The sequence below is a fragment of the Streptomyces sp. NBC_01197 genome (assembly GCF_036010505.1).
Taxonomy (GTDB): Bacteria; Actinomycetota; Actinomycetes; order Streptomycetales; family Streptomycetaceae; genus Streptomyces.
This window is the reverse complement of the sequence record NZ_CP108569.1, coordinates 457,751-483,451: the sequence shown is the minus strand read 5'-3', so window position 1 is coordinate 483,451 and position 25,701 is coordinate 457,751. Positions and strand designations below refer to the sequence as shown.

The 25,701-nt window shown below is 71.0% G+C and carries 24 protein-coding genes and 2 pseudogenes; 11 read left to right on the top strand and 15 right to left on the bottom strand.

The annotated features are described in order from the left end of the window. Nucleotides 1–282 precede the first annotated feature (282 nt). From OG452_RS02250 to OG452_RS02240, 3 genes are all read left to right on the top strand, one after another. The gene (locus OG452_RS02250) at nucleotides 283–1,920 is read left to right on the top strand and encodes an alpha-L-fucosidase (RefSeq protein WP_327293893.1); all 1,638 of its coding nucleotides are present in this window, start codon (nucleotides 283–285) and stop codon (nucleotides 1,918–1,920) included. 161 nt (nucleotides 1,921–2,081) lie between these two features. After that, entirely contained in the window at nucleotides 2,082–2,738 is a 657-nt protein-coding gene (locus OG452_RS02245) for a ClpP family protease (protein WP_327293892.1), read from the top strand. Nucleotides 2,739–2,760: 22 nt separating this feature from the next. Further along, nucleotides 2,761–3,363, top strand: a complete 603-nt coding sequence (locus tag OG452_RS02240) for a ClpP family protease (RefSeq protein WP_327293891.1) — start codon at nucleotides 2,761–2,763, stop codon at nucleotides 3,361–3,363. 233 nt (nucleotides 3,364–3,596) lie between these two features. Here the strand turns inward: OG452_RS02240 and OG452_RS02235 are convergent. From OG452_RS02235 to OG452_RS02200, 8 genes and pseudogenes are all read right to left on the bottom strand, one after another. Continuing rightward, nucleotides 3,597–3,974: pseudogene (locus OG452_RS02235) on the bottom strand (helix-turn-helix domain-containing protein); the annotation flags it as partial. Between the two features lie 107 nt (nucleotides 3,975–4,081). Beyond that, nucleotides 4,082–5,257, bottom strand: coding sequence for a 4-hydroxybenzoate 3-monooxygenase (locus OG452_RS02230; RefSeq protein ID WP_327293890.1), 1,176 nt, complete (start codon nucleotides 5,255–5,257; stop codon nucleotides 4,082–4,084). A gap of 66 nt (nucleotides 5,258–5,323) precedes the next feature. After that, a complete protein-coding gene (pcaDC, locus tag OG452_RS02225) occupies nucleotides 5,324–6,484 on the bottom strand; it encodes a bifunctional 3-oxoadipate enol-lactonase/4-carboxymuconolactone decarboxylase PcaDC (RefSeq protein WP_327293889.1) in 1,161 nt (386 codons plus the stop codon). Continuing rightward, nucleotides 6,481–7,818 carry a 3-carboxy-cis,cis-muconate cycloisomerase gene (gene pcaB, locus OG452_RS02220; RefSeq protein ID WP_327299482.1) on the bottom strand — a complete coding sequence of 446 codons (1,338 nt, stop codon included), beginning with the start codon at nucleotides 7,816–7,818 and terminating at the stop codon, nucleotides 6,481–6,483. The genes pcaDC and pcaB overlap by 4 nt, the downstream gene beginning before the upstream one ends. Before the next feature lie 85 nt (nucleotides 7,819–7,903). Beyond that, nucleotides 7,904–8,464, bottom strand: coding sequence for a protocatechuate 3,4-dioxygenase subunit alpha (pcaG, locus tag OG452_RS02215; RefSeq protein WP_327293888.1), 561 nt, complete (start codon nucleotides 8,462–8,464; stop codon nucleotides 7,904–7,906). Further along, on the bottom strand, nucleotides 8,461–9,213 hold the full coding sequence (gene pcaH / locus OG452_RS02210) for a protocatechuate 3,4-dioxygenase subunit beta (protein ID WP_327293887.1): 753 nt from the start codon (nucleotides 9,211–9,213) through the stop codon (nucleotides 8,461–8,463). Before pcaH ends, pcaG begins: the two co-directional genes overlap by 4 nt. A gap of 80 nt (nucleotides 9,214–9,293) precedes the next feature. After that, complete coding sequence (locus tag OG452_RS02205; protein ID WP_327293886.1) at nucleotides 9,294–9,947, bottom strand: CoA transferase subunit B; 654 nt, start codon at nucleotides 9,945–9,947, stop codon at nucleotides 9,294–9,296. Continuing rightward, complete coding sequence (locus OG452_RS02200) at nucleotides 9,947–10,753, bottom strand: CoA transferase subunit A (RefSeq protein WP_327293885.1); 807 nt, start codon at nucleotides 10,751–10,753, stop codon at nucleotides 9,947–9,949. The genes OG452_RS02205 and OG452_RS02200 overlap by 1 nt, the downstream gene beginning before the upstream one ends. Nucleotides 10,754–10,896: 143 nt before the next feature. Here OG452_RS02200 and OG452_RS02195 point away from each other — a divergent pair, with 143 nt between their 5' ends. Continuing rightward, on the top strand, nucleotides 10,897–12,576 hold the full coding sequence (locus tag OG452_RS02195; RefSeq protein ID WP_327293884.1) for an IclR family transcriptional regulator domain-containing protein: 1,680 nt from the start codon (nucleotides 10,897–10,899) through the stop codon (nucleotides 12,574–12,576). 20 nt (nucleotides 12,577–12,596) lie between these two features. On the opposite strand, the pseudogene OG452_RS02190 reads toward OG452_RS02195, so the two are convergent. The 4 genes and pseudogenes from OG452_RS02190 to OG452_RS02175 all read right to left on the bottom strand — a co-directional run. Beyond that, nucleotides 12,597–12,971: pseudogene (locus tag OG452_RS02190) on the bottom strand (HAD-IC family P-type ATPase); the annotation flags it as partial. 125 nt (nucleotides 12,972–13,096) lie between these two features. After that, the gene (locus OG452_RS02185; protein ID WP_327293883.1) at nucleotides 13,097–13,951 is read right to left on the bottom strand and encodes a trypsin-like serine peptidase; all 855 of its coding nucleotides are present in this window, start codon (nucleotides 13,949–13,951) and stop codon (nucleotides 13,097–13,099) included. Nucleotides 13,952–14,058: 107 nt separating this feature from the next. After that, nucleotides 14,059–16,113: an aconitate hydratase gene (locus OG452_RS02180; RefSeq protein ID WP_327293882.1), complete on the bottom strand. Its 2,055-nt coding sequence runs from the start codon at nucleotides 16,111–16,113 to the stop codon at nucleotides 14,059–14,061. A 415-nt stretch (nucleotides 16,114–16,528) separates the two neighbouring features. Beyond that, entirely contained in the window at nucleotides 16,529–18,373 is a 1,845-nt protein-coding gene (locus OG452_RS02175; protein ID WP_327293881.1) for a helix-turn-helix domain-containing protein, read from the bottom strand. A 480-nt stretch (nucleotides 18,374–18,853) separates the two neighbouring features. Between OG452_RS02175 and OG452_RS02170 the strand changes: the two genes are divergently transcribed. Together OG452_RS02170 and OG452_RS02165 are read left to right on the top strand one after the other, a co-directional pair. Then, nucleotides 18,854–19,072 (top strand): hypothetical protein, encoded by a 219-nt coding sequence (locus OG452_RS02170; RefSeq protein ID WP_327293880.1) that lies wholly within the window; start codon nucleotides 18,854–18,856, stop codon nucleotides 19,070–19,072. Nucleotides 19,073–19,195: 123 nt separating this feature from the next. Next, nucleotides 19,196–19,960, top strand: coding sequence for a formylglycine-generating enzyme family protein (locus OG452_RS02165; protein WP_327293879.1), 765 nt, complete (start codon nucleotides 19,196–19,198; stop codon nucleotides 19,958–19,960). A gap of 64 nt (nucleotides 19,961–20,024) precedes the next feature. On the opposite strand, the gene OG452_RS02160 is transcribed toward OG452_RS02165, so the two are convergent. Next, nucleotides 20,025–20,396 carry a toxin Doc gene (locus tag OG452_RS02160; RefSeq protein ID WP_327293878.1) on the bottom strand — a complete coding sequence of 124 codons (372 nt, stop codon included), beginning with the start codon at nucleotides 20,394–20,396 and terminating at the stop codon, nucleotides 20,025–20,027. A gap of 1 nt (nucleotide 20,397) precedes the next feature. Beyond that, nucleotides 20,398–20,646 (bottom strand): ribbon-helix-helix protein, CopG family, encoded by a 249-nt coding sequence (locus OG452_RS02155; RefSeq protein WP_327293877.1) that lies wholly within the window; start codon nucleotides 20,644–20,646, stop codon nucleotides 20,398–20,400. Nucleotides 20,647–20,801: 155 nt separating this feature from the next. On the opposite strand from OG452_RS02155, the gene OG452_RS02150 reads away from it, so the two are divergent. The 4 genes from OG452_RS02150 (at nucleotide 20,802) to OG452_RS02135 (ending at nucleotide 23,998) form a co-directional block, all read left to right on the top strand. Beyond that, nucleotides 20,802–21,698 carry a helix-turn-helix domain-containing protein gene (locus OG452_RS02150; protein ID WP_327293876.1) on the top strand — a complete coding sequence of 299 codons (897 nt, stop codon included), beginning with the start codon at nucleotides 20,802–20,804 and terminating at the stop codon, nucleotides 21,696–21,698. Between the two features lie 248 nt (nucleotides 21,699–21,946). Then, nucleotides 21,947–22,312 carry a peptidase M23 gene (locus OG452_RS02145; RefSeq protein WP_327293875.1) on the top strand — a complete coding sequence of 122 codons (366 nt, stop codon included), beginning with the start codon at nucleotides 21,947–21,949 and terminating at the stop codon, nucleotides 22,310–22,312. 49 nt (nucleotides 22,313–22,361) lie between these two features. Continuing rightward, complete coding sequence (locus OG452_RS02140) at nucleotides 22,362–22,709, top strand: peptidoglycan-binding domain-containing protein (RefSeq protein WP_327293874.1); 348 nt, start codon at nucleotides 22,362–22,364, stop codon at nucleotides 22,707–22,709. A 173-nt stretch (nucleotides 22,710–22,882) separates the two neighbouring features. Continuing rightward, the gene (locus OG452_RS02135) at nucleotides 22,883–23,998 is read left to right on the top strand and encodes a hypothetical protein (RefSeq protein WP_327293873.1); all 1,116 of its coding nucleotides are present in this window, start codon (nucleotides 22,883–22,885) and stop codon (nucleotides 23,996–23,998) included. Nucleotides 23,999–24,243: 245 nt separating this feature from the next. On the opposite strand, the gene OG452_RS02130 is transcribed toward OG452_RS02135, so the two are convergent. Then, a complete protein-coding gene (locus OG452_RS02130; RefSeq protein WP_327293872.1) occupies nucleotides 24,244–24,720 on the bottom strand; it encodes a nuclear transport factor 2 family protein in 477 nt (158 codons plus the stop codon). Nucleotides 24,721–24,883: 163 nt separating this feature from the next. On the opposite strand from OG452_RS02130, the gene OG452_RS02125 reads away from it, so the two are divergent. Then, nucleotides 24,884–25,564 (top strand): PhzF family phenazine biosynthesis protein, encoded by a 681-nt coding sequence (locus OG452_RS02125; protein ID WP_327293871.1) that lies wholly within the window; start codon nucleotides 24,884–24,886, stop codon nucleotides 25,562–25,564. The last annotated feature ends 137 nt before the right edge of the window (nucleotides 25,565–25,701 follow it).

Here is a 25,701-nt window from a genome sequence, read left to right as displayed (position 1 = left end):
GTGCGCAGTGGGTTCCCACCACCGGCTCCACCGGCCTGCCGCTGTGTCCGGGATGGACTTTCCGTACGGACGGATGGACTCTTCTCCGTCAACTCACCAGTAAGGGTTCGAAATTGAGAGTCTGGGTTCCGCAGAACGTCGGATGAATGGACGAAGGCGTGGCCCCTGCCAGGCCCGCACCCGAAGCTCCTGAAACCGAGGCCCTGCCACCGGGCCTCCGCCATCGAGGTTTTGGAGCCGGGGCCTCTGCCACCGAAGCCCCTGCCACCGAAGGACCTGCCCATGGCTCTCAGCCGCCGCCTCTTCGTCACCACGCTCGCCGTCGTCGGCGCTTCCGCAGGCTCGCCCCTGCTCGCCCCGGACGCCCTGGCCGCGTCCGGAAGCCGTCCCTCCGTATCCGTCGAGCCCGGCTACCGCGTCGCCATCGGCCCGGACGACACCCCGGACGAACTGGTTGCCAAGGCCGCCCGGCTGCGCCCGACCGAGCGTCAAATAGCCTGGCAGCGGCTGGAGAAGACGGCGTTCCTGCACTTCGGCGTCAACACCTTCACCGGACTGGAGTGGGGCACAGGCGACGAGAGCCCCGATGTCTTCCAGCCCACCGGACTGGACACCGATCAGTGGGCGCGGGCGCTGCGCGACGGCGGCTTCGAACTCGCCATCCTCACCGTCAAGCACCACGACGGCTTCGTCCTCTACCCCTCCCGCTACACGGACCACGGTGTGGCCTCCAGCAGCTGGGAGGACGGCCGCGGCGACGTACTGCGCTCGTTCGCCGACTCGATGCGCGCCCACGGGATCAAGGTCGGCGTCTACATCTCCCCGGCCGACGAGAACCAGTACCTGCACGGTGTCTACGCCAACGGGAGCGCACGCACCACCCGCACGGTGCCCACCCTTACCGACGGTGACGACCGAGCCGGAAAGAAACTACGCAGCTTTGAACTCCAGGCCACCGACTACGGCGCCCATATGCTCAACCAGCTCTACGAAGTACTCACGGAGTACGGGCCGGTGGACGAGGTGTGGTTCGACGGCGCACAGGGCCGCATCCCCCCGGAGAAGGTCGAGCACTACGACTGGGACAGCTGGTACGAGGTCGTCCGTGCCCTCGCGCCCGGGGCCTCCATCGCCGTATCGGGGCCGGACGTCCGCTGGGTGGGCAATGAGGGCGGGCTGGCCCGCGAGGACGAGTGGAGCGCCGTCCCCGTCGCCGAGGTGGAGTACGGCCGTACCGACTACGCGCTTCCCTACGACGCCCCCGACCAGGGCAGCCGCGACGCGCTCGCCGCATCCCGGTCGGTGGCCCAGTACCTCCAGTGGTGGCCGGCCGAGTGCGACGTGTCCATCAGGCCCGGCTGGTTCTACCACCCGGACCAGCAGCCCAAGACGGTCGACGAGCTCACCGACATCTACCTGCGGTCGGTCGGCCGCAACTCCGTGCTGCTGCTGAACATCCCGCCGGACCAGCAGGGGCAGCTCCCTGCCGCGGACGTCGCCGTACTCCAGGCCTTCGACGAGCGCATCGGCGCCGAACTGCCCAAGAACCTCGCCCACACGGCGCGGACCTGGGGCGACGGACACCACCCGGCCCTCGCGGTGGACGGCGACCCGGACACGGCATGGACCGCGCCCGCAGCGTCGGCCGGCGCTCTGTACGTCGACTTCGGCCGCCCGCGCGAGGTGGACCGGATCCGGCTCGCCGAGGATATCCGTCACGGTCAGCAGGTCGAACAGGTCGTCGTGGAAGCCCTGACGGAGAAGGGGTGGACCCAGGCCGCGAAGGTGGGGACCGTCGGCGCGAGCCGTATCGTCCTGCTGCCCTCACCGGTGGCAGCCCGGCAGTGGCGGCTGCGCGTACTCGGCTCCCGCCTGCCGGCCCGTATCGCGGAGTTCGGTCTCTACCGCTCGCTGAGCTGACCACCGCACCAGCCTGTCCCGGCGGCCCACCGGGGCAGGCCGGTCCGGCTCTGCCGTCAGCGAATCTGCTGCGGGCCGAGAAAGGCCAACGGGCGGCACGGTCGGGCCGACAGTGGGGGAAGAGCGCGGAGCCGGCGTCCGCGCCCCGACAAGGAGGACCGATGTCCACTTCCCCTACCGGGTGGGGCACCGCTCTCGCCCCCCGAGCGTCCGACGACGACTCCACACCCGCCACCCGTTTCGACGACCACCTGGCCGCACAGCTCCTGATGCAGCGCATCGTCCTGCTCGGTACGCAGGTTGACGAGGTGTCGGCCAACCGGGTCTGCGCCCAGCTGCTCCTGCTGTCGGCGGAGGACCCGAAGACCGACATCAGCCTGTACATCAACAGCCCCGGTGGCTCGGTGACGGCTGGTCTCGCGATCTACGACACCATGCGGCTCATCCCGAACGACGTCTCCACCCTCGCGATGGGATTCGCCGCGAGCATGGGCCAGTTCCTGCTCACGGTCGGGGAATCGGGCAAGCGCTTCGCGCTGCCGAACGCGCGGATCATGATGCACCAGCCGTCGGCCGGGATCGGCGGGACCGCCGCCGATATCGCGATCCAGGCGGAGAACCTCGAATTCACCAAGAAGTCCATCGAGCGGATCACCGCGGAGCACACCGGCCAGAGCGAGGGGACGATCTCCCGCGACGGCGACCGTGACCGCTGGTTCACCGCGGAGCAGGCCAAGGAGTACGGCATGGTGGACCGGGTCGTGGAGTCGCTCGACGACGTCCGGCCGGCCGGTCCGCGGCGACGGACGGGGCTCTGAGATGGACCGGCACCCGGTGGACATGAGCCAGTACACGATTCCCAACGTCGTCGAGCGCACCCCGCAGGGGGAGCGGTCCTACGACGTCTTCAGCAGGCTGCTCTCCGAGCGGATCATCTTCATCGGCACCGAGATCGACGACGGCGTAGCCAACGTCGTCATCGCACAGCTGCTGCACCTCGAGTCGTCGAGCCAGGAGACCGAGATCTCCATCTACATCAACTCACCCGGCGGTTCGGTCACTTCGCTGATGGCCATCTACGACACGATGACCTTCGTCAGCTCTCCCATCTCGACCTTCTGCGTCGGCCAGGCGGCATCGACCGCGGCGGTGCTGCTCGCCGGCGGAGACCCCGGGCGGCGGTTCGTCCTCGACCACGCACGGGTCCTGCTCGGCCAGCCTGCGAGCGGCGGCGAGCAGGGCACCGTCTCCGACCTCAGCCTGCGGGCGAAGGAGATGCTCCGTATCCGCTCGGAGGTCGAGGAGGTGCTCTCCCGGCACACGCACCACGAAATCTCCGAACTGCGCGCCGACATGGACCGGGACAAGGTCTTCACCGCGCGCGAGGCCGTCGCGTACGGGCTCGCCGATCAGGTGCTCAGCCGCCGGAACGCAGCCGTATAGCAACGTCCGGGGCCGGGGCCGCGAGAAAGAGGGCCGGCCGGGCGCGGGTTGCGCCCCGGCCGGCCCTTCCGGACGTCGGACCCTCAGGCTGCCAGGCGCACTTCACCCTGGTGCGAGACCGGGGACGCGGTCGGGGAGACGACCGGGCAGACCGCCGCGCGGCGGATGCTCAGCTCCGCCACGGACACCGCCGCACCGCTCTCGCCGGCGCCGCCGGAAGGCCGCGCCGAGCCCAGACCGCGCGCAGTGGTGACGGGCGCGGTACGCGGGCCGGTCGGCCCCGTACGGGTGAGGCGTGCCAGCTCGCGCTGGCCCAGGGCGAGCAGATCACCGAGGCCGAGACCGAGCGCACGGCCGGCAGCCGCGAGGACCTCGGACGAGGCCTCCTTGCGGCCGCGCTCCAGCTCGGAGAGGTACGGCATCGAGATTCTGGCCGCCTCGGCCACATCCTTCAGCGTGCGCTCCTGAGCGAGGCGCTCACGGCGCAGGACGTCTCCCACGACGTCCCGCCACAAGGGCTCTTTCGTCCCGGCCCGCGGGGCCGGCGCAGCAGCGGCTGCAACCGGACGCAGGGGAAGGACGCGGGCTTGGTTCGGCATGTGGCTGCTCACCTCTTCAGCCTAGGAGCCCCGCGCCCGGCAGGCTGCCGGTGGCGTTCTGCCCTCGGCGAATTCCGTGGGGACGGCGGCGCCACTGCCACGTGACGGCGGGGCCGCCGTCAGACGAAGGGCAGCCCGGTGTAGTTCTCGGCGAGCGAGGACGACGCCGCATCGGACGAGGCGATGTAGCGCAGGTGGGAGAGCTGGAGCCGGCGGTCGAACCCGGTGGCGGCGGGGTCGGTGTGCAGCAGGCTGGTCATCGTGTACGAGAAGTGCTCAGCCCGCCAGACACGGCGCAGCGCGGTCTCGGAGTACGCGTCGAGCTGGGCCTCGTCCTGGTGGGTGTGCCACTGGGTCAGGGCCCGCGCGAGCAGGGTGACGTCGGCCACGGCGAGGTTGAGGCCCTTGGCGCCGGTGGGCGGAACGATGTGGGCCGCGTCGCCGGCCAGGAAGAGCCGGCCGTGGCGCATGGGCTCCGCCACGAAGCTCCGCATCGGAGTGATGCCCTTCTCGGTGATCGGGCCGCGCCCGAGCTTCCAGCCGTCCTCGGTCTCGAAGCGGGCGTCGAGTTCGTCCCAGATCCGCTCGTCCGGCCAGTTGTCGGTGCTGTCCGTGGGATCGACCTGGAGATAGAGGCGGCTGACCTGCGGGGACCTCATGCTGTGCAGGGCGAAACCGCGCTCGTGGTGTGCGTAGACCAACTCGTCGCAGGAGGGCGGTACGTCGGCCAGGATGCCGAGCCACGCGAAGGGGTAGGTGCGCTCCGATACGGTGAGCAGGCCGTCGGGCACGGAGCGGCGGCCGACGCCGTGGAAGCCGTCGCAGGCGACGACGACATCACAGTCCAGCGTGTGTTCGGCCCCTCCAAGCCGGTAGCGGACGGCGGGGGCCGAGGTGTCGATCGCGTCGACGGAGAGCGCTTCGGCCTCGAAGAGTATGGTGCCGCCTGCCTGTTCGCGCAGTGCGATCAGGTCCTTGACCACCTCGGTCTGCGCGTAGACCATCACCGACCGCCCACCGGTGCCGGCAGCGAGGTCGATGCGATGGGACCGGCGGTCGAACCGGAGCTCCACGCCTGTGTGCGGGATGCCCTGGAGGTCCATCCGTTCTCCGGCCCCGGAGGCTCGCAGCACCTCGGCGGTGCCGTGTTCGAGAATGCCGGCGCGCTGGCGATGTTCGACGTACTCCCGGGTGCGGAGTTCCAGGACGACGTTGTCGATGCCCTGGCGGTGGAGCAGATGGGACAGCAGCAGGCCGGCCGGGCCGGCGCCGATGATGCCGACGCGTGTGCGCATACGGACTCCTGGGACGGAGAGGTGAACGGGGACGGAGGCGAACGTGGAAGGAGGGGGAGTGCGGCATCAGCCGGCCCGGTCGAGCTCGGACAGGACGCGCTGTGCGGTGGCGAAGGCCGCGTTGGCGGCGGGGACACCGCAGTAGACGGCGCTCTGGAGCAGGACCTCCTCGATCTCGTCGCGGGTGAGCCCGTTGCGGATCGCCGCGCCGACATGCATCGCCAGCTCGTCCAGCTGGCCGTGGGCGACCAGCGCGGTGAGGGTGATGCAGCTGCGCGTGCGGCGGTCCAGGCCGGGGCGGGTCCAGATCTCGCCCCAGGCGTAGCGGGTGATGAGGTCCTGGAAGGCGGCGGTGAACCCCGTACCGCGTTCGGCGGCCCGGTCCACATGGGCATCGCCCAGCACGGCCCGGCGGACGGCCGTCCCTGCGGCGCGGCGCGACTCGTCGTCGTACGGCTGGGCGGTGAAGTGCGCCTGGAGCGCGGCGAGTACGGGCTGCGGCCGCTCGACCGGTGCGAGGTGCGAGGCGCCCGGCAGTTCGAGCAGGGTCGCACCGGGGATGGAGTCGGCGAGTTCCCGGGCGTGGGCCGGGGGAGTGGCGGGGTCCTCGCGCCCGCCGATCACCAGAGCGGGTGCTCGGACGCGGTGGAGTTCACCCCGCAGGTCGTACGCGGCCAGCGCGTCGCAGCAGGCCGCGTACCCGGCCGGGTCGGTGGCGCACAGGTCTGCGACCGCACCTGCGGCGGCAGTCGACCCGGCGAAGGCCGGGGTGAACCAGCGTCCTGGCGCGCCCGGCGCGAGGGCCGCGGTCCCTTCGGCCCGGACCAGGGCGGCGCGCTCCCGCCAGCCGGCCGGGTCGCCGAAGCGGGCGGACGAGCAGACCATCGCGAGCGCGCCGATCCTTTCCGGGTGGTGTACCGCGAGGTGCGCGCCGACGGCTCCGCCGAGTGAGACCCCCGCGTATCCGAAGCGGTCCCAGCCCTGGGCGTCGGCCAGCCGCAGTACGAGACCGGCGAGCCCGGCGACGGTGGCGGAGCCGTCCTGCGGGAGCAGCCCGGCGGGTGAGCCGCCGTGGCCGGGCAGATCGAAGCGGAGCACGCGGTGGGTACGGGAAAGGGCGGCGGCCTGGGCCTCCCAGACGGATACGGAGGTGCCCAGGGACGGCCCGAGGATCAGCGGAGCGCCGTCGGCCGGACCGTCGAGCAGATGGTGGGGGAGACGGTTCACGGCTGGGTCCTTCCGGCGGGCATACGCCGCAGTGCGTGGTCGACCAGGGTGGCGGCCGAGCCGGAATACCTGGTGGGGTCGGTGAGTTCGAGGAGTTCGTCGTGCCCGAGCAGGCCCTTGAGAGCGGGCTCGTCCCGCAGTACATCGGCCAGGCCGGTCGACTCGGCGGCAGCCCGCTGGGCGGCACGGGTGAGCAGTTCCCTGGCAGGGCCGCGGCCGAGCAGGCGGCCCAGCTCGGCGGCGATCCGTTCGCTGACCACCAGGCCCTGCGTGAGATCCAGATTGTCTGCCATCCGGTGCGTGGACACGCCCAGGCAGTCGCAGAGTTCAGCGGTGAGGTGGGCCGCCCCGCCGGTCAGCCGGAGCAGGTCGCGCAGAGGCTGCCACTCGGCGTGCCACGCACCGGCGGGCCGTTCGTCCTCGGCGGCCAGGGAGCCCAGCAGCACGGAGGCGAGGGCCGGCGCTCTGCGGGCCGCTGACGCGATCAGGGCGGCCCGGACGGGGTTGCTCTTGTGCGGCATCGCGGACGATCCGCCCCCGCCGTCCTCGGCCAGTTCGCCGATCTCGGTGCGGGAGAGCACCAGGACGTCCGCGGCGAGCTTGCCGAGCGCGCAGGTCGTGAAGGCGAGGGCCCCGCCGGTGTCGGCTACCGGGGTACGCAGGGTGTGCCAGGGCAGGACGGGCGCGGCCAGACCAAGTTCGGCGGCGTAGGCGGCGAGCAGCCGGGGCCCGCTGCCGGGCTCGTCGGCCAGGACCTCGAAGGCCGCCAGGGTGCCCGAGGCGCCACCGAGCTGGGCCGGCGGCCGCAGGGCCGACAGCCGGTCCGCGGCGTCCAGTACGAGACTGCGCCAGCCCGCCGCTTTGAGCCCGAAGGTGATGGGTACGGCGTGCTGGGTGAGGGTGCGCCCGGCCATCGGGGTCTCCCGGTGCTCCGCGGCCAGCCGCCCGAGGGCCCCGGCCGTCCGGTGCAGGTCCGCGATGATGTCCGGCAGACCGCGGGCCACGGCCAGCATGGCCGCGGTGTCGAGGATGTCCTGGCTGGTGGCGCCCCGGTGCACATACGGCGCTGCCTCGCCGGACACGGCGGCGGCGAGGTCGGAGACGAGCGGGATGACCGGATTGCCGCCCCGGCGGGCGCGCAGCGCGAGGTCGCGTACGTCGAACCTCCCGCCCTGTGCGGCAGCCGAGACCTCCGCCGCGGCCCACGCCGGAACGTGGCCCAGCGTCGCCTGCGCCCGGACCAGGGCCGCTTCGGCGTCGAGCATCGCCTGAAGGAGGGCGCGGTCGCCGGTGGCCGCCTCGACGGCCGACCCGGCCCGTACCGGGTCGAGCAGGCCGGCGTCGGCCGCGGCCCACGCGTTCCCGTCCTCGCACGGGACGGCCGCTTCGGTGGGGTGGTGAACGGAAGTCGCGGGGTGGTCAGCGGAAGTCAAGGAAGACCGTCTCCTCGGCGCCCTGCAGGCGGATGTCGAAGCGGTAGGTGCGCGGCGCCGCTTCGACGGCGATCAGGGTCCGCCGGCGGTCCGGTTCGAGGGAGGCGAGCAGCGGGTCGTCCCCGGCGGAGTCCCCGGGGAGGTAGACGCGGGTGTAGAGGTGGTGCAGCAGTCCGCGGGCGAAGACGCAGACGGACAGGTACGGCACGCCGCCGGGTGGCAGGGTGCGCACCGCCCACCGGCCGTCGGCGTCGGTGGCGACCCGGCCGAAGCCGGTGAACGTGATGCCGTCGCGGCCGAGGTGGCCGCCGGTCACCGGGTCGCGCCGCATCGAGCCGGGCGCCCCGGTCCGGGAACCGTCGGGTGCGGGCTGCCAGAACTCCAGTACCGCGTCGGGGACCGGCTCCCCCGCACCGTCGGATACCTGGCCGTGGACGGTGATGGTGCCGGGGTGCCCGGCCGGGGCGATCTCGGGACCGCCGGGAAAGGGCAGCGCGTAACCGTAGAAGGGGCCCACGGTCTGGGAAGGGGTGGGGTGCACCGTCATCGGCCTTCCTCGGTCCAGGTGGCGGCGGGGCCGTCGAGGACGATGTCCCAGCGGTAGCCCAGCGACCGTTCGGGCCGGGACAGTTCATGGTCGTACCGGGCGACCAGGCGCCCACGGGCGTCGTCGTCGGTGACGGACTGCAGGATGGGGTCGTAGGCGAAGAGCGGGTCGCCGGGGAAGTACATCTGGGTGACCAGCCGCTGAGTGAAGGCCCTGCCGAAGAGCGAGAAGTGGATGTGCGCCGGGCGCCAGGCGTTGGCGTGGTTCCGCCAAGGGTAGGCGCCGGGTTTGACGGTGGTGAAGGAGTACCAGCCCTGGTCGGTCGTCAGGCAGCGGCCCACTCCGGTGAAGTGGGGGTCGAGGGGTGCCGGGAGCTGGTCGCCCTGGTGGGCGTAGCGTCCCGAGGCGTTGGCCTGCCATATCTCGACCAGCTGGCCGCACACCGGGCGGCCGGAACGGTCGAGGACGCGGCCGGTAACGGTGATCCGCTCGCCCAGTGGCTCGCCCGGGTGCTGCCGCGTCAGGTCGGAGTCGAGCTGCGTGACATCCGTGACGCCGAAGGCCGGGCCCGACAGCTCCACCGCCTCCGGGTCCCGCACGGCGGCCAGGGGCTGCTGCGGGTGGCGCAGCACGGTGCTGCGGTAGGGCGGGTACCCGCGGGAGGGGTGGTGCCGGACCGTGCCCGTGCTGAGGTACGCCTCGTACTCCTGGGTGATCTCACGGGAAACGTCGGGCTGGGTGAGCGACATGGCGGACGGCTGCCTTTCCAATACCGGGGATTGCGGGAGGGCCGCCGGGCCCGGCGCGGCGGTGGTGCCCGGGCCGGCCATCAGCGGACGGGCGTGCGGTCGGACGGGAGGCGTACGGGTGCGGCCGTGCGGGCCAGGAGCTCGCCGGGGCTCACGCCGGGGGCCGTCTCGACCAGGGCGAGGCCGTCGCCTGTCACGTCGATGACGGCCAGGTCGGTGATGATCCGGTCGACGCAGCGGCGGCCGGTCAGCGGCAGCGTGCACTCCTGGAGGATCTTCGGCGAGCCGTCCCTTGCCGTGTGTTCCATCAGGGCGATGACCGTGCGGGCGCCGTGCACAAGGTCCATCGCTCCGCCCATCCCCTTGATCATCTTTCCGGGAATCGCCCAGTTGGCGAGGTCCCCCGCGGCGGACACCTGCATCGCGCCGAGGATCGCGGCGTCGATGTGGCCGCCGCGGATCATGCCGAAGGAGAGCGCGGAGTCGAAGAAGCTCGCTCCGGGCAGCGCGGTGACGGTCTCCTTGCCCGCGTTGATGAGGTCGGGGTCGACCTCGTCCTCGGTCGGGTACGGGCCGACTCCCAGCAGCCCGTTCTCCGACTGGAGCACCACATCGACCCCGGCGGGGAGGAAGTTGGGCACCAGCGTCGGAAGGCCGATGCCGAGGTTGGCGTAGGAGCCGTCCCGGAGTTCGCGCGCGGCGCGGGCCGCCATTTCGTTCCGTGTCCAGGCCATCAGCCGCGCACCGTCCCCTGTGTTGTCGCGGACGCCGGACGCGCTGTCGCGGACACCGCGAGCGTCCGCCGTTCGATGCCTTTGTCGGCCGCCTGCGCCGGAGTCAGCGCGACGACGCGCTGGACGAAGACCCCCGGGACATGGACCTCGTCGGGGCCGATCCCGCCCGGCTCGACCAGTTCCTCGACCTCGGCGATGGTGACCCGCCCGGCCATCGCGGCGAGAGGGTTGAAGTTGCGGGCCGCCTTGTTGAAGACGAGGTTGCCGTGCCGGTCGCCCCTGGCCGCGCGTACCAGGGCGAAGTCGGTGGTGATGGCGCGTTCCAGTACGTAGTCGCGGCCGTCGTAGGTACGTACTTCCTTGGGCGGAGAGGCCACCGCGACGCTGCCGTCTGGGGCGTACCGCCAGGGCAGTCCGCCGTCGGCGACCAGTGTGCCGACGCCTGCCGGGGTGAAGAAGGCCGGAATGCCGCACCCGCCGGCGCGCAGCCGTTCGGCGAGGGTGCCCTGCGGGGCGAGTTCGAGCTCCAGCTCACCGCCGAGATAGCGGCGGGCGAACTCCTTGTTCTCGCCGACGTAGCTGCCGGTCACCCGGGCGATCCGCCCGGCCGCGAGCAGCGTGCCCAGTCCTCCGCCGTCCACACCGCAGTTGTTGGAGACGACGCTGAGCCCGCTCGACCCCCTGGCGTACAGGGCCTGGATCAGAACATCCGGGACCCCGCTCAGACCGAATCCGCCGACGGCGAGAGACGCCCCGTCCAGGATGTCCGCCACCGCCTCACCGGCGGTGGCCGCCAACTTGTCCATGCAAAGCCCCTGTTCGCCTGATGAACTTTCGTTCATAATTGCCTGGGCTTGAGTGTCCGCCGAGCTTTCGGCCCTGTCAACGCCTCCGGGTACGGTTTTCCCAGCGTCACCGGCCCGGTGGCCGCTCCAAGGAGGTAAGGCCCATGCCGCAGGCCATGCGGGAGTCCGCCGCGGCACCCGCCGCGCCCGGTGAGGCGGTCGGTCCGCTGGAGCGCGGCCTGACCGTGCTGCGCGTGATGGCCGGTGATCCTGGCTCCCGTCACCGCGCCAGTGACCTGGCGCGCGCGACCGGCCTCGCGCGTTCCACCATCGACCGGATCGCGATCACGCTGGCCCGGCTCGGCTACCTCCGCACCGAGGGCCGTGATCTGCTGCTCGCCCCCCGGCTGATGGAACTCGGCAACGCCTATCTGGCCTCCTGCGGCCTGCCCGACGTGCTGGAGCCGTACGCGGTCGTCCTCGCCGACGAGCTGGACGAGTCCGTCTCGATCGCCGTGCCCGACGGTGACGGAGTCCGCTTCATCACCCAGGCCACCCGCAGGCGCGCCATGTCGCTCGCCTTCCGCATCGGCGATCTGCTGCCGGCCGAGCGTTGCGCGCCCGGCGCGGTCTTCGCCGGCGAGTGGGACGAGGCCGGCCGCGGGCGCTGGCTGGCCCGCCGCCGGGAGGACCCGCTGGACACCGCGTTCCCGGCCGTTCCGCCCCGGGCCGAGCTCTCCCCTCCGGAGGCGGTCGAGGCGGCGTTCGATGCGCGCGTCCGGGAGGCGGCCGGCCTCGGCTGGGCGCTGGACGACCAGTTCATCGAACCCGGTCTGGTCGCTGTCGCCCACGCCGTCCGCGATCCGGCCGGGACGGCGGTCTGCGCCCTCAGCGTCGTCAGCCACACCAGCCGCCACAGCGCCCGGTCGCTCCGTGAGCACGCCCTGCCGCGCCTGCGCCGGGCCGCGGCGGCCATGGAGAAGGCGCTGCGTACGCCGCCCCGTCCCGGACCGCCGCTCGCCGCCCCCGAGGCCGCGGACAACGGGCCCAAGGCGGAACTGGGCCCGGAATTCCTCCAGTCACTGGCCCGGGGGCTCGCCGTCCTGCGCGCGCTCGGCTCGGCCCGGGGCGGACTGGGTCTCACCGCGGCCGCCGGGGCCGCGGGTCTCCCGCGCGCCAGCGCGCGCCGCGCACTGATCACCCTGGAGTACCTCGGCTATGTGCGCGCCGACGGAGGCGTCTTCACCCTGCTCCCGCGCGTTCTCGAACTCGGCTACGCCCAGCTGTCCCGCCTGTCCTTCGGCGAGATCGTCCGGCCCCACCTCGCCGAACTCACCCGGCAGGTACATGAGTCGGCGTCCATCGCGGTCCTCGACGGCGACGACATCTGCTACGTGGAGCGGGTGCCGACGTCGCGGATCATGAGCGTGGACATCACCGTCGGCACCCGGTTCGCGGCCTACGCGACCTCGATGGGCCGGGTCCTCCTCGCGGGCCTGCCCGCACCGGAACAGGCCGCCCGGCTGGCGCGCATCAGGTTCGAGCCGCTCACCCGGCACACCGTGACCACGGCCGACGCTCTGGCGGACATCATCGAAACCGTCGGGCGCAATGGATACGCCCTGGTCGACGAGGAGTTGGAGGACGGTCTGCGCTCGGCCGCGATGCCGCTGCGGGACCGCCTGGGGCACACCGTCGCGGCGGTCAACGTCTCGCAGCACGCGGGCCGTGCCACGCGGCAGGAGTTCCTCGAAACCGTGCTGCCTCCCCTGGCGGTGGCGGTCGCACGTATCGAGGCGGATCTGGCGGTCGCATCCGAACGGCAGCACATTCCCGCGACCTGAACTGCCCTGATCCCGTAAGAAGCGGCCACGTTGTAGGCGAACGCCCAGAACAGGTTGGACCTGATGGTCCCCAGGGTGCGGCGGGAGAGGCGGATGGCGTCGGCGGCGGCGTTGAGATCGCCCCGTACGAGGGTGAGATCGCCGGCCTCGATCGCGGCGTCGGTACCGGTGCCCATGGCGAGGCCCAGGTCGGCCTGGGCGAGGGCGGCTGCGTCGTTCACGCCGTCCCCCACCATGGCGACGCTGCGGCCCTCCGCCTGCAGCCTCTTGACGACGGCTACCTTGTCCTCGGGCATCACCTCGGCGATGATGTCGTCGATCCCGACCTCGGCGGCCACCGACTGCGCCACGGCCTTGTTGTCTCCGGTGAGCAGGATCGGGGTGAGACCGAGCGCGCATCGGAAGCGCCCTGGATCATCGGCTCCTCCCTGCCTGGGGATTGTACGGGGAGGGGGTATGCCGACGATCCACGGCCCCGATCTGTCTCGATCCAGTCCGGTCGGTTCCGGTCCGGGTGGACTCAGTCCTCGGCTTTGACCTGCTGGTAGAGGGCGGCGATGTCCTTGCCGAAGTACGAGGCGTAGGACACGTCGTCCTCGTCGCCGCCGCGTTCGTAACCGCCCAGGACGCCGATCACGATGCCGGCGTCCGTGTTCGATGTGCCATCGGTGACCCAGGGACTGCCACTCGTACCACCGGCGAAGTTCGTGCAGTGGATACGCAGCTGCGTGGCGCTGAACCGCGTGGTCCGGTTGCGGCAAGAGATCGGTGTGTCCCTGTTTTTGGGGTAGCCGGTCACCTTGACCTTGTTGTGGAAGCCCCGGTTGATGCCGAGCGTGTTGGCGCCGAGGATGTTCTGGATCTGGCTGCCGTCGTTGCTGTCGAGGAGGAGAAAGGCGACGTCGAGGTCCGGATCCGCGTTCTTGACCCAGCGGTTGTCCGCGACGGCCTTTTTCACCTTCCACAGCCCGGCGGGCTTCTCGCCCGCCCGGTAGGCGGGCGCGAAGACGAGGTCGTCCTTGGGCCGGCCTTCACCGTCGAAGGCGCAGTGGGCGGCAGTGATCAGCATGTTACGGCCCGGACTCGCGACGACGCTCGCGGTGCAGAAGTGATCACCGGTGTCGTCCTTCTCGAACAGCACGCCCACCCGGGCGTTCTGCTGTGTTCTGAGGGGGGTGTACGCGGTGCCGTCGCTGACGAGCGCCGACGGCGACTGGTCCTGTTCCCGCGCTACGCCCCCCGGCATCCCGGGCCTGCTGTCGGCATGTCGTTGGGCACTGCTGGTCTCGGCCTGTGAGGCGTAACCCAGCAGCGCGAGCGCTCCGACGACGACGAGCGTCAGGGGCGTGCGGAGTTTCCTGTCCTTCGGTGCCACACGTCATTATCAACGGGGCGGGGCCGCCGTGCGTGGATTGAGTCGAACGCGTCGATCACGATCCGCAGGAGGTTCCCGTAACACCCGGTCAGCCTGCCGCGCCCCCCTCAACTCCCGGCCTCATCGGCCGCGACCGCCGGGATGGTGCCGCCGAGCAGGACGGTCCGGCGCCGGTGAGCGGGCAGCCGGTGGTGGACCCGATAGGTCTCGTCCCGTGTGGTGTTGACGGCGACCAGCGACGGGTCGGCGTCCGGCGCGAGAGCCGCGTGCAGGCCCTCCAGCCGGATCTCGTCGCCCTGTTCGACACGGTCGTAGTCGGCGGGATCGTCGAATTCGAGAGCGAGGACACCGAAGTTGGCCAGGTTCTGCCAGTGGATCCTCGCGTACGATTTGGCGATCACCAGCCGCAGCCCCAGATACCGGGGCGTGAGCGCCGCGTGCTCGCGGGAGGAACCCTGACCGTAGTTGTCCCCGCCGACGACGAGGTGCCCGCCGGCGTCCCGGCACTCGGCCGCGCGCGACGGGTAGTCGGGGTCGATCCGCGTGAAGGTGAACTCCGCGAGGCGCGGGATGTTGGAGCGGTACGGCAGCGCCTTGGCACCTGCCGGTGAGATCTCGTCGGTCGACACGTTGTCGCCCGTCTTCAGCAGCACCGGCAGGAGCACGGTATCCGGAATCGGATCGAGGTCGGGCAGCGCGGAGACGCCGGGACCGCGTTCCAGCTCCACGCGGGAAGCCTCTTCGGGCGGCAGCGGAGGTTCGAGCATCGCGGTGTTGACCGGCTCCGCCCGCAGCGTTGCGACAGCCGGATACGAGAGCCCGGTCTCCGCGGCCCAGTCGCGCGGGTCGGTGATGACACCGTTCAGCGCGGAGGCCGTCGCCGTCTCCGGTGAACAGAGCCACACCGCGTCGTCCTGGGTACCCGAACGGCCGGGGAAGTTGCGCGGGAACGTACGCAGCGAGTTGCGGCCCACAGCCGGCGCCTGGCCCATACCGATACACCCCAGGCAGCCCGCCTGGTGGATCCGGGCCCCCGCCGCGATCAGGTCGAAGACCGCGCCGGAATGGCTGAGGTCCTGGAGGATCTCCCGGGAGGTCGGATTGACATCGAAACTCACCCCGGGCGGGGTCTGCCGTCCGCGGACCATCTCCGCCGCCATGGCGAAGTCGCGCAGACCGGGGTTGGCGGAGGAACCGATCACCGCCTGGCCCACCGGCTCGCCCGCGACCTCGCGCACGGGCATGACATTGCCCGGCGAAGTGGGCCGGGCGATGAGCGGCTCCAGCGCCGCGAGATCGATCTCCTCGTCCAGGTCGTAGACCGCGTCCTCCGCTGCCCGCAGGGGCGTCCAGACGTCTTCACGGCCCTCGCTGCGCAGGAAAACGCGTACGGCTTCGTCGGAGGGGAACACCGTGGTGGTGGCGCCCAGTTCGGCGCCCATGTTGGCGATCACATGCCGGTCCATCGCCGACAGTGACGCCAGTCCGGGACCGTAGTACTCCAGGACCCGGTTCACCGCGCCCTTCACACCGTGCCGGCGCAGCATCTCCAGTACGACGTCCTTGGCGCTGACCCACTCCGGCAGGGCTCCGGTCAGCCGGACGCCCCAGATGTGCGGCATCGTGATGCGCAAGGGACGGCCCGCCATGGCCAGCGCGACCTCCAGGCCCCCGGTGCCGACCGCGAACATGCCCAGGGCCCCGGCGGCGCAGGTGTGCGAGTCGGAACCGGCGAGTGTCCGGCCCGGCACACCGAAATGCTGCATGTGGACGGGGTGCGACACACCGTTGCCGGGCTTCGAGTACCAGACACCGAGGCGCCGGGCCGCCGAGCGGAGAAACGCGTGGTCCTCGGCGTTCCGCTCGTCGGTCTGGATGATGTTGTGGTCCACGTACTGGACACTCACCTCGGTGCGCACCCGGTCGAGGCCGAGCGCCTCCAGCTCCTGCATGACCAGCGTGCCGGTAGCGTCCTGGGTGAGTGTCTGGTCCACGCGCAGCCCGATCTCGGTCCCGGGTTCCATCCGCCCTTCGACCAAATGGTCCGCGATGAGCTGGTGGGTCACGGTGCCGTGCGGGGCCCGGCCCCGCTCGCCTGGCTGCCCGGTCCTCCCCGTCTGTCCTGTGTCGGTGGCTCGCTCCTGCTGTCCGCTCGGCTCCATGCCCCACCTCCCAGAGTTGCCGCGTGCCCGGCTGCCTTACCGGGCCCGAGTACCCCATTGTCCGTGGACACGGCGTTCCGTGCCCCTCGGCGCTGCTCAGGGCGGCCGGGGCCGGGGGACAGGCGGGGAGACGGGCCCCTGGATCACGCGGGGCGGCGGCCCACCGGCAGACCCTGACCGAACCCCTGTACCGGTCAGGGCCAGGCCGGTGGCCCGAGTGCGATGCGCTGGTCCGCCCGAAGGGCCGACGACGGCAGAACCGCAGACGGGAAGCGATCTCCCGGAGGACGCTAACCTCCACTCCGGGGCCGCTGGAACGGCGCCGGTGCACAAGTTTCTCCCGCCGCCTGTCACAGCTGCACAAGCGAGGCCGTACGCGAGCAGCCGGACGGTGAGCCGTCGAGCAGCCGGACGATCAGCCGTCGAGCAGCCTGCCGTCGATGATGCCCAGTTCGGGGGAGGTGACATGAAGCGCGAGTACGACGTCGTGCGGCCCGTTGAATCCGTTCGCACTGTCGTCACCCTCCGTGATCCGCCGATGTGTTTCGATGAGGGGCCGCTGCAGGACCTTTTCCGCCGTGGCCAGATGGGCAAGCACTGTCTTGTAGTGCAGCTGGAGTTGGCCTGCGGTCTCCTCCGTCCGGGCGCCCCGGAGGACCCACGTCGTCACCGTGCGCCGGAGACTCGGGCGGCGGGCCGTATCGAGCGGGGCCAGGAAACGGGTGGCCCACTCCCGGCAGAGCGGGTGCCGCAGCAGTTCGCGCAGACTGTCATCACCGGGCGCGTCCGCGCCTGTGACCGCTTCCGAACCAGCCCCCGCGTCCGCTGTCGCGGCCGTGCCGTCGTCCCCTGCCGGGTCGTCCGCCATGTCGTCCTGGATGCGCAGCGCCAGACTCAGTACCGCCCGGTCGCCCAGGCGTTGCAGATCGAGTCCGAGCAGCTGAGCGGTGCGTGCGAGATGGGCCCGTACCGTATTGCGGTGCTGCCCGCTCAGCTTCGCCGCGCCACTGACGCCGAAGGCGAGACCCAGACGTACGGAGTGTGCGATCTCCGGCCTTCTGCTCGCCGGAAGCCGGGCGAGTGGCTGGAGGAAACGCTCCGCCCAGGAGTGCGCCGCCGGCGGGAGCAGCCGTGTCAGATCCGCCTTCTCCTCGTACTCGGCGACCCGGTCAGCCCGGTTCCGCGCCACGGCGAGTGCCTGGGTCGCCTCTTCGTACGCGCCCGCAGTCGCGGCCAGAGAGGCTGGGCGGCTGGTCCCCAGCCGGTAGTCCGGAGCTCCGGCCACGAGGGCGGTCAGGGCGTCCCGGGCCGGGTCGTCTTCCCGGTCGCTGTCGGACACGGCGGCGATGATGATCACCTGACCGTCGTCGACCGGGCACCGCACCACCAGTCCCGTCTCGCGCAGCCGCTGCCTGCACTGGCCCGCGGCGGTGTCGCGCAGCCCCGGCGGGCACTGGAGGATGTGGACGCGGACCGCGGACGCCGCCATCGCTGTCCGGCTCAGCCGCAACGCGTGCGCCGTCCTCCTGGCCCAGGTGACAAGACCGCCCATCAGAAGCTGCAGCACGGCGACTTGCGCGCTTTCCAGACCTTCGGGCCCGGTGAGCGGATGCCGTACGGCCCTCTCCAGGAAAGGGAGTACCCGGCGCACCTCCGCCACCGCCCAGGGCGGGAAGTCCACGGACCGGGTCACGACGAGCACCGGATGCGGCTTCGACGCTCCGATCGCGTACATCCGGATCTCGGTGGAGCCGCTGCTCGCTCCGGAGGCCGCGGCTCGTCCCGCACGCAGCGCGTCGACGGCGTCGGGCGCGTGCATCCGGGTGGCGTCCTCGTGGGGCGGGAGGATTTCGGCGGTGCCCGCCACGGCGGTGGACAACCAGTCCAGCAGCAGGTTGGCATCGCCGCCCGTATCCGGACGGGCGGCCTCCAGCAGGTCACAGAGCGAAGCCGCCCTGACCTCGGCGGCGTCGTGGCGCAGATCGCTGATGACCCGGGCGGCACGGAGCCAGGGCACACCCGAGACGAAGACCACCGGTACGGCGTTGCGCCGGGCGGCCGACGTCAGCGACGCGTGCGCGGCGGCTTCGACAGACCCGTTCACCAGGAGTCCGGTGGCGCCCGCCCCGGCGAGCGCGCTCAGCCGGAGGTCAGTGGCGCGCGGGTGCCGCAGCCACGGCTCGCCGGGCTCCGCGACCACCAGCAGATCCTTGATGTCATCGCCGGAGTACGGCTCGCTCGCGGGTACCGCCCCTGCCACCGGCCGGCTCCCGTGACGTGTTGGGTCTGCTGGATCTGCCCGATCCGCCGGTTCCTGGCCGGCGACCACCTGCGGTCCGAGGCACCGCAGGAACTCACCCAGCGTCGGCAGGGCGCCCCTGCCACCTGCTCTGTCCACAGCCATCACCATGATCGTCAGTCCTCGTTCCCGTGCTCCATTCTCACCGTGCACGTCTGACGCGACAGAGGCGAGGGGCACTTGCCTCACTTCGCTGCCGGTGGGGTGCTGGGCAGTGGCCGTGCGCCGGGTACGCGGCCCCGTTCGAGTGAACGAAGCACCGAGACCAATCCCAGCGACCGGTCCTGACGAAATACGCGGACACACTGTTACGGAGACCGCGGGTGAAAGGACGCCAACGGGCGCCCCTGGGACGCCGTTGAACCTCTTACCGCGGGACAGCGGTGGGCCACGGGCTGTGCCCCGCCGTCCGGACCACCTCTGCCGAGAAAGGCGTGTCGAATGCGAACGTTCCCCAAGCTCCTGGCCGCAAGTGCACTGATCGCTCAGGCCGTTCTGGGAAGCGCCGCCGCAGCGGCCGCCGACCCGGGCCCGGCGTCAGGAACGCACAAGCCGTCCGGTCCGGCGAACGAGTCTGGTCACCGGATCGTCTCCGAAATCCTGGGCAGCGACTTGACCTCGTACGTGACCGGAGACGGCCGGCAGGGCGCTTCCGCCTGAGGCCGGGAGCCGCCCGGGCCGAACGGGCCGCCGGGTGAAGGGCGTTGACCCCTATGATCACTCGATGACACCTGAGTACGTTGTTGGCCCGGTCGACCCGGTCGGTAGCAAGCAGGCGCTGCGATGATCCCCGGACCGGCTCTGGACGAGGTCGCCGCCGAGCGCATGATCGGCATTCCGGCCGGGGAGATCGTCCTCCGTGACGAAGGCACCAGGACGGAGTGGAGAGTCGGACTCGGAGCGTTCAGCCTCGCGCCGTTTCCCGTGACCCACGAGTTGTACCGCGCCGTCTTGGACGAGGCGCCTTCCGGTGCGAAGGCGCCTTCGAGTCAGGCAGGGCCGTGTACCCCCGTGGCCGAGGTGTCCTGGGAGGAAGCCGTCCGGTTCTGCAACCTGCTGTCGCGCGCGACGGGGCTCGAACCTTGTTACGTACTGGGTCACGACCCGGACGCGCGGGACGTGCGCTGCGACTGGGAAGCCGGTGGCTATCGCCTCCCGTCCGAGGCGGAGTGGGAGTACGCGTGCCGGGCCGGGAGCTCCGGCGTCCGGTACGGCGAACTGGACGACATCGCCTGGTACCGAGGGAACTCCGGCGACCAGGTGCACCCCGTCGCGACCAGGGCGCCGAATGAGTGGGGCTTCCACGACATGCTCGGGAACGTGTGGGAGTGGTGCTGGGATCTCTACGATCCCGAGGTCTACGGCCCGTACCGGGTGTTCCGGGGCGGAGGCGCGTACGACCATCCGCGAGGATGCAGGGCGTCGTGCCGCCGCAAGAGCCACCCGGCCTTCCGCGTCGACGACCTCGGGTTCCGGCTCGCCCGGTCGCTCGACGTACGGGCTCAGCTGCCGACTCCTCTGTCGCCGTCGGACCCCGGGACGGCCTGAGATCCATCCGGCAGGGTCCTGGCCGCGGGCACCAGAGCAGTGGAGGGACCGGGCCCCGTGGTGGTCAGATCCGCCAGGACCGGATGCGGTCTGCCGCGTCGTACGCATCGCAGCGGCCGTTGTCGATGTCGCGGGCGAGGTCGATCAGCGCGCCGTAGGGCGCGTCGATGCCTTCACCGGCGGCGTCCATGTACGCGACGACCAGCCCCACACCGAACAACGCGTTGCGGGCGGGCAGCGGACGCAGCCGGATGACGGCGTGCATCAGAGCGGCGGCGCGCCAGGAGTTGTCGACCGTGGCGCCGACCCTCGGGGTGTTGACGCGGTGCCGGCCGACGGCGGCCACCAGGCTGGAGAAGTCGTGGATGTGCGGATGCTTGGGGAGGGCCTCCGCCTGGCGTTCCAGAAGCCAGCGGATGTCGACATGGAGCTCCACCTCAGGCGGCCCGCCCCGACGCGTCGAGCAAGGACGGCGAGTCCTCCGGGAAGGCGCTGTCGAACGCGTCCGCGTTGTCGGTGACGAACGCGCGGAAGACTTCGGCGGCGCCTTCGAGGCGGGGGTCGCGTACGGCGTCGTGTGCGGCACGGGTGATGAGCGCGGTCACCGTGGTTCCCTCGGCTTCGGCCCGTTCCTTGAGCAACGCGTGCAACTCGTCATCGACCCGGATCGTCACTGGCTTCGACATACCCTGACCGTACAGCAAGGCGTACAGCACCGGTACGGGACCGGCGTATGGGTCCGGGGGCAAGCTCATCGCGGGGGCGGTGGGGTCCCCGTGCCGGTCACATTCCGGGCGGGATCGGAGGGAACCGCTCCGCCGGAGCTCGCGTCGCCTTTGACATGACAAGCAGAGACATGGACCTCCGGGCCTGTCCGATGGGCACCTGGGAGGCCGCCGACGCGTTACCGCATCCCCGATTACGACCCGGGGTGCTCGCCTACCGGGGTTTCCGGCTGGCGCTGAACCGGCCGCGTCTGCGCCTGGAGGCGCCGATCAGCGCCGCGACCCTGGTTCTGGCCTTCGAGGAGCACCCGATCACGCTCACGCGCTCCGACCGTCCGGACCGCCCGCTCCGCCGCATGTCCGTCCTTTCGGGGCTGCGGACCTGCGCCACCCTGGCCGGGCACGGCGGACGGCTGTACGGGGTGGAGGTGAGCCTGGCCCCGTGGATGGCGTTCGCCCTCTTCGACGCGGACCAGAGCGATCTGGCCGCCGAATCCGTCGATCCGCTCCTGCTGCCGGGTGGCCGGATCGCCGCCCTCACGGACGCACTGGCCGAAGCGCCCTGCTGGCAGCACCGGTTCAGGATGCTCGACGCGGCCCTGGCGGCCTGGGCCGACACCGGACCGCGACCCGCCCCGCAGATCGTACGGGCCTGGACCCTGCTCAGCCGGTCCGGCGGAACCCTGCCCATCCCGCGCCTGGCGGACGATGTGGGCTGGGGGGTACGGCAGTTGGAACACCGCTTCCAGCAGCAGATCGGACAGCGTCCCAAGGCTGCGGCGCGGGTGCTGCGTATGCAGCGGGCCCGTCGGCAGCTCGCCCGCGGGCGGTCGCAGGGAGCGGTCGCCGCGGCGTGCGGCTTCTACGACCAGGCGCACCTGTGCCGCGAGTTCAAGGCCATGACCGGGCTGACCCCGACGGCGTTCATGGAAGGCCGCGCTTCTCTCCCGGGCGGCGGGCCGCCGGTGGACCGGCTGCCGGGGGAGACCACCAGCCTCGTTCTGGCCGGATAGGACCGGACGACACCGGACATCCCGGACGACACCGGGCGACAAGGGAGTGCGCTACAGCGGGAAACCGCCGGTTTTCCGCCGTTCGCCGACTGTGTGCGATTTTCTCCAATACGCGCGGCCGGTCCGGCGGCACCGTGGATGCGTAGGGGGCCGAGATCCGGCGGACCCGCCAGTTCGACGCAGTCCGTCTCGGTTCGACCAGTTCAGTCGGTTTCATTCAGTTCATTCAGTTCTACGGGGGTTCAACCATGCCGTACCGACGTGCACTGATAGCGGCGGGAGCCGTCACACTCACAGCGGGAGCGCTGCTCGTGGCGCCCAGCGCCCAGGCGGCCGACGCGCAGCCGGCGTCGAAGACGGTCTACGTCTACGCCACCAGCGTCCACCTGCGCGAGGCACCGCGTACCAGCGCGACCGTTCTCGCCACCGTCTCGCACATCCACCTCACCGACTGGTGCCAGACCAACAAGAACACCACGCCGGTGGCCGACCCCAGCGGCGGGACCAACACCTGGTGGAGCAAGGTCACGCTGACGACAGGCAGTGACGACGCCTGGGTCAGCAACGTATTCCTGCAGGGCGGGCGCAAGATCGCAGGCGTTCCCGACTGCTGAGAGTTCCGAGCACCGGGGGCGCCCCCGGTCGCAGACAGGAGTACGGACCATGAATCGAATCAGGCGCACCACGGTCGCTGTCGCGGCTGCGGCGCTGCTCTCGTTCACCGGTGCGGCCACCGCCCACAGCGCAACGGCCGCGCCCTCGGGCGGTATGTCACCGCAGGCGGCGTGTGCCTACTACAGCGGTAGGGCACTGACCGTGTACGGCAACCACGGATCGCGCGTCTCCCAGGTCCAGTGCCTGCTCGCCAACTGGGGCTATCTGCCGTGGAGCGGTGTGGACGGCGATTTCGGAGCGAAGACACTCGCTGCCGTCAAGAAGTTCCAGGGCGCGCACGGCCTCACCGTGGACGGCGAGGTGGGCGCCCACACCTGGGCGAAGCTCTACGCGTGACGCGACTGGGCCGGCCTACGGCCGGAGCCTGCGGCCCTGCCCTGTCCGGCGGGCAGACAGGGCCGCAGGCCCCGGGCCGAGGTGAACCGCAGGCTGTGAGCTGCAGATTGTGAACTCCACCACGGGCAAGCGCTCGGCGGTGACTTCTGTGGTCCCCGTACGTTGTAGGTGGTGTGCCGAACTCTCTGCCCGCCCCTTCCCCCGCCACGGCCGCGCCGACAGCGAAGGGCGCCCCGTCGCCCTATCTGCTGACTCCCCGCCAGGGAGAAGCGGCCCGCGCCCTGCTGGCCTTCGTGGGATCGCTTCCGCTGGAAGGATCATCCGACGCGCAGCTGCTCGCCGCGGTGATCGCCATCCGCGCTGCCCGGGACGGCTCCGGCAATCTGACGGGAGTGGACCTGCGCTCGCTGCGCCTGGGCGATGCCGAGGGCGCTCTCGCCGCGTTGTCCGGCCTCGGGTGGCAACCGCAGGGTGACCTGCTGGCGGGCGATCCCTCCGTACCCGTGTCCGTCGTCGTGCCCGAACTCTCAGGTCAACCCGGCCCCGACCGCAGCCTTCTCTTCGGCAAGTTGCAGCGCTCCCGGGTGTCGGGCTGGACCACCCGCACTCTGGCCGCCAAACCGGTCAAGAAGGTTTCCTCCCCGGCACGGCTGGCCGCACTGTTCCTGGCCGCGCACAGTAGGTCCGACCGCATCGGTACACTTCCCGCCGCCTTCCCCGCGCAGTGCCACGCGGCTCTGCCGGAGCTGCTGGCCAAGAACTTCCTGTCCGAGGTGGAGGGTGACCGGTATCAACTGTCCGACGCCGTACGGCACTTGTCGGGGCGGTACCTGGACCTTGACGACCAGCCCCCCTCCCGACCGGTCGGCAAGGCACCCATCCCGGAGTTGAGTTGGGAGGGCTGGAAGGCCAAGGCGAGTCCTGCGCTGCGCCGACACGTCGAGAACGTCGAACGCTGTCCTCTCTGCAGGTTCTCCACGGTGCGGGTGGCGGAGGCATTCATGCGGAAGGCCGTTCCCGTCCAGTGCGACGATGACGTGCGTACTGCCTGCGCCGAGTGGGAGAAGACGCAGCAGGACCGTGGTCCGCGTGCGGCGGCGTTCGCAGCGGCGTTCCGCGCGGAGCACGGCCACGGTCCGTCCTTCAAGCAGTTGTGCAAGGGCCTGGGCTGGAAAAAACAGCCACGCGCCCTCCGCGGCCTCATTGTCGGTCGGCTGATCGCCGACGACTGGCTGACCAACACCGACCCGGTGCCGTGGACACTGCGCCCAGGGAAGGCCAACCAATGAGTTATCCGGTGAGGGTGCTCTGCTCGGAGGCCGAGAGGGCGCGCAGGCCGGGTACGGGTGAGGGCAGTAGCCACAAGAACGAGGTGAGGTGCCCGCGACGGCGATCCACATGAGGCGCAGGCCGACAGCGCCGGCGAGTGCTCCACCGGCGAGGGAGCCCAGCGGGCGGGCCCCGTAGTTGACGGTCCGGTACGCGGCATGACCACGGAGAACCGGTAATCGTGGCAGGTCGGCGCCGCGATGCTTCAGGACGTGGCGGCCGGCGGCCCGAGGCGTTCGGTCGGTCCGGCGAAAGCCAGAAACGTGGAGCGAGTACACAGAAGCCACCGGCCGTCGGACTTGTGGAACGTGTCCTCGTAATGCCCCACCTGCGTGGGTGGCCGTGGGGGTTCCATGCCGTCGGTGTGGCCGTCGACGCGGTACGTCGTGAAGTACGTGGTCGCTGTAGCTGTCGAACCGGATGTCAGGGTCACCAGGATGTTCGTACAGATGCGCCGCGAAAGCCGGTCGGCGGGCCGGGAGCCGAAGTAGCTGCGGAGTGCTTCACGGCCCTGCACCCTGCGATCGCCCTCAGCCCACTCCCAGACCCCGTCGGCCGTGAACAGCTCAGCCACGTCGCCCGGGTCGCCCAGGTCGAGCCGGCGGACGAACTCGATGATCAACCGCTCGCACTCTCGCTCGGCGATCAGGCGGTCCAGCGGATCAAGTGCTTCAGTAGCCATGACCACTTCCTACCAGCGCGGCAGCGGACATCACTACCGGTTTTGCTCCCGGGAGGGCTGTGTGACCACGACCGGCCGCCGTGACCGCAGGCGCCACATCAGGGCCTGACGACGACCGCGGCTGGCAGATGAGGGGCAGTCGGCCACATGCTTTAGTTCCCATATGACTGATCTGGAGATTGTGCAGGTGTTCGTACGTCCGGACGGCACCGGGGGCAGCCCGCTGGGCGTGGTGTGTGAGGGAACTGCCGTACCCGGTACGGCAGAACGCCAGGAGACCGCTCGGCGGCTCGGTTTCTCCGAGACTGTGTTCGTCGATGACCCGGCTCGGGGGGAGGTCGACATCTACACGCCCAGCGTTCGGCTGCCTTTCGCCGGCTACCCGCTGATCGGGACCGCGTGGCTGCTGCGGCGACACGGCCTGTCGGCCGATGTCCTGCGGACGGTGGCAGGCGACGTAACCACCTGGACCGAGGGCGAGTTCACGTGGATACGGGGTCGGGCGGAATGGGTGTCGGGCAAGCGCACACAGGAGTACCCGTCCGTCGCGGCTGTCGATGCCTTGCCGGCGCCGCCTGCGGGCGATGGCTGGTTGTACGCGTGGGCATGGGCGGACGAGGCCGCGGGCACGATCCGTGCACGTGGTTTTCCCCGGCGGGGCGACGCCATCGCCGAGGACGAGGCGACCGGCGCGGCAGCGATGGTGCTGGCGGGCGAGCTGGGGCGTGATCTACGGATCAGCCAGGGCCGGGGATCCGAAATCCTGGCCCGTCTTTCCGACGGGGGCTGGATCGAGATCGGCGGTCGCGTCGCGGCGACGGAGGTCCGCCCGCTGCACCGGTGAACTGGGCGCTCGAGGCATTGAGCCGTTTTATCGATCGCCCGGATTACTGGATACCTTGATGTTCCGCGTCAATGCCGGCCGTCGATGCCAAGCGCTCCGCTGCGCGACAGCACGTCGAATCGCGCCGCCTTGTGCCA

Excerpts from the sequence above, each read along its gene's own strand:
- OG452_RS02170 (WP_327293880.1), top strand. The coding sequence starts at position 18,854 with ATGCGAACGTTCCCCAAGCTCCTGGCCGCAAGTGCACTGATCGCTCAG.
- OG452_RS02250 (WP_327293893.1), top strand. The coding sequence starts at position 283 with ATGGCTCTCAGCCGCCGCCTCTTCGTCACCACGCTCGCCGTCGTCGGC.
- OG452_RS02130 (WP_327293872.1), bottom strand. The coding sequence starts at position 24,720 with ATGGCTACTGAAGCACTTGATCCGCTGGACCGCCTGATCGCCGAGCGA.
- pcaH (WP_327293887.1), bottom strand. The coding sequence starts at position 9,213 with ATGTCGCTCACCCAGCCCGACGTTTCCCGTGAGATCACCCAGGAGTAC.
- OG452_RS02140 (WP_327293874.1), top strand. The coding sequence starts at position 22,362 with ATGAATCGAATCAGGCGCACCACGGTCGCTGTCGCGGCTGCGGCGCTG.
- OG452_RS02125 (WP_327293871.1), top strand. The coding sequence starts at position 24,884 with ATGACTGATCTGGAGATTGTGCAGGTGTTCGTACGTCCGGACGGCACC.
- OG452_RS02155 (WP_327293877.1), bottom strand. The coding sequence starts at position 20,646 with ATGTCGAAGCCAGTGACGATCCGGGTCGATGACGAGTTGCACGCGTTG.
- OG452_RS02195 (WP_327293884.1), top strand. The coding sequence starts at position 10,897 with ATGCCGCAGGCCATGCGGGAGTCCGCCGCGGCACCCGCCGCGCCCGGT.
- OG452_RS02240 (WP_327293891.1), top strand. The coding sequence starts at position 2,761 with ATGAGCCAGTACACGATTCCCAACGTCGTCGAGCGCACCCCGCAGGGG.
- OG452_RS02165 (WP_327293879.1), top strand. The coding sequence starts at position 19,196 with ATGATCCCCGGACCGGCTCTGGACGAGGTCGCCGCCGAGCGCATGATC.
- pcaG (WP_327293888.1), bottom strand. The coding sequence starts at position 8,464 with ATGACGGTGCACCCCACCCCTTCCCAGACCGTGGGCCCCTTCTACGGT.
- OG452_RS02145 (WP_327293875.1), top strand. The coding sequence starts at position 21,947 with ATGCCGTACCGACGTGCACTGATAGCGGCGGGAGCCGTCACACTCACA.
- OG452_RS02245 (WP_327293892.1), top strand. The coding sequence starts at position 2,082 with ATGTCCACTTCCCCTACCGGGTGGGGCACCGCTCTCGCCCCCCGAGCG.
- OG452_RS02230 (WP_327293890.1), bottom strand. The coding sequence starts at position 5,257 with ATGCGCACACGCGTCGGCATCATCGGCGCCGGCCCGGCCGGCCTGCTG.
- OG452_RS02200 (WP_327293885.1), bottom strand. The coding sequence starts at position 10,753 with ATGGACAAGTTGGCGGCCACCGCCGGTGAGGCGGTGGCGGACATCCTG.
- OG452_RS02180 (WP_327293882.1), bottom strand. The coding sequence starts at position 16,113 with ATGGAGCCGAGCGGACAGCAGGAGCGAGCCACCGACACAGGACAGACG.
- OG452_RS02150 (WP_327293876.1), top strand. The coding sequence starts at position 20,802 with ATGACAAGCAGAGACATGGACCTCCGGGCCTGTCCGATGGGCACCTGG.
- OG452_RS02205 (WP_327293886.1), bottom strand. The coding sequence starts at position 9,947 with ATGGCCTGGACACGGAACGAAATGGCGGCCCGCGCCGCGCGCGAACTC.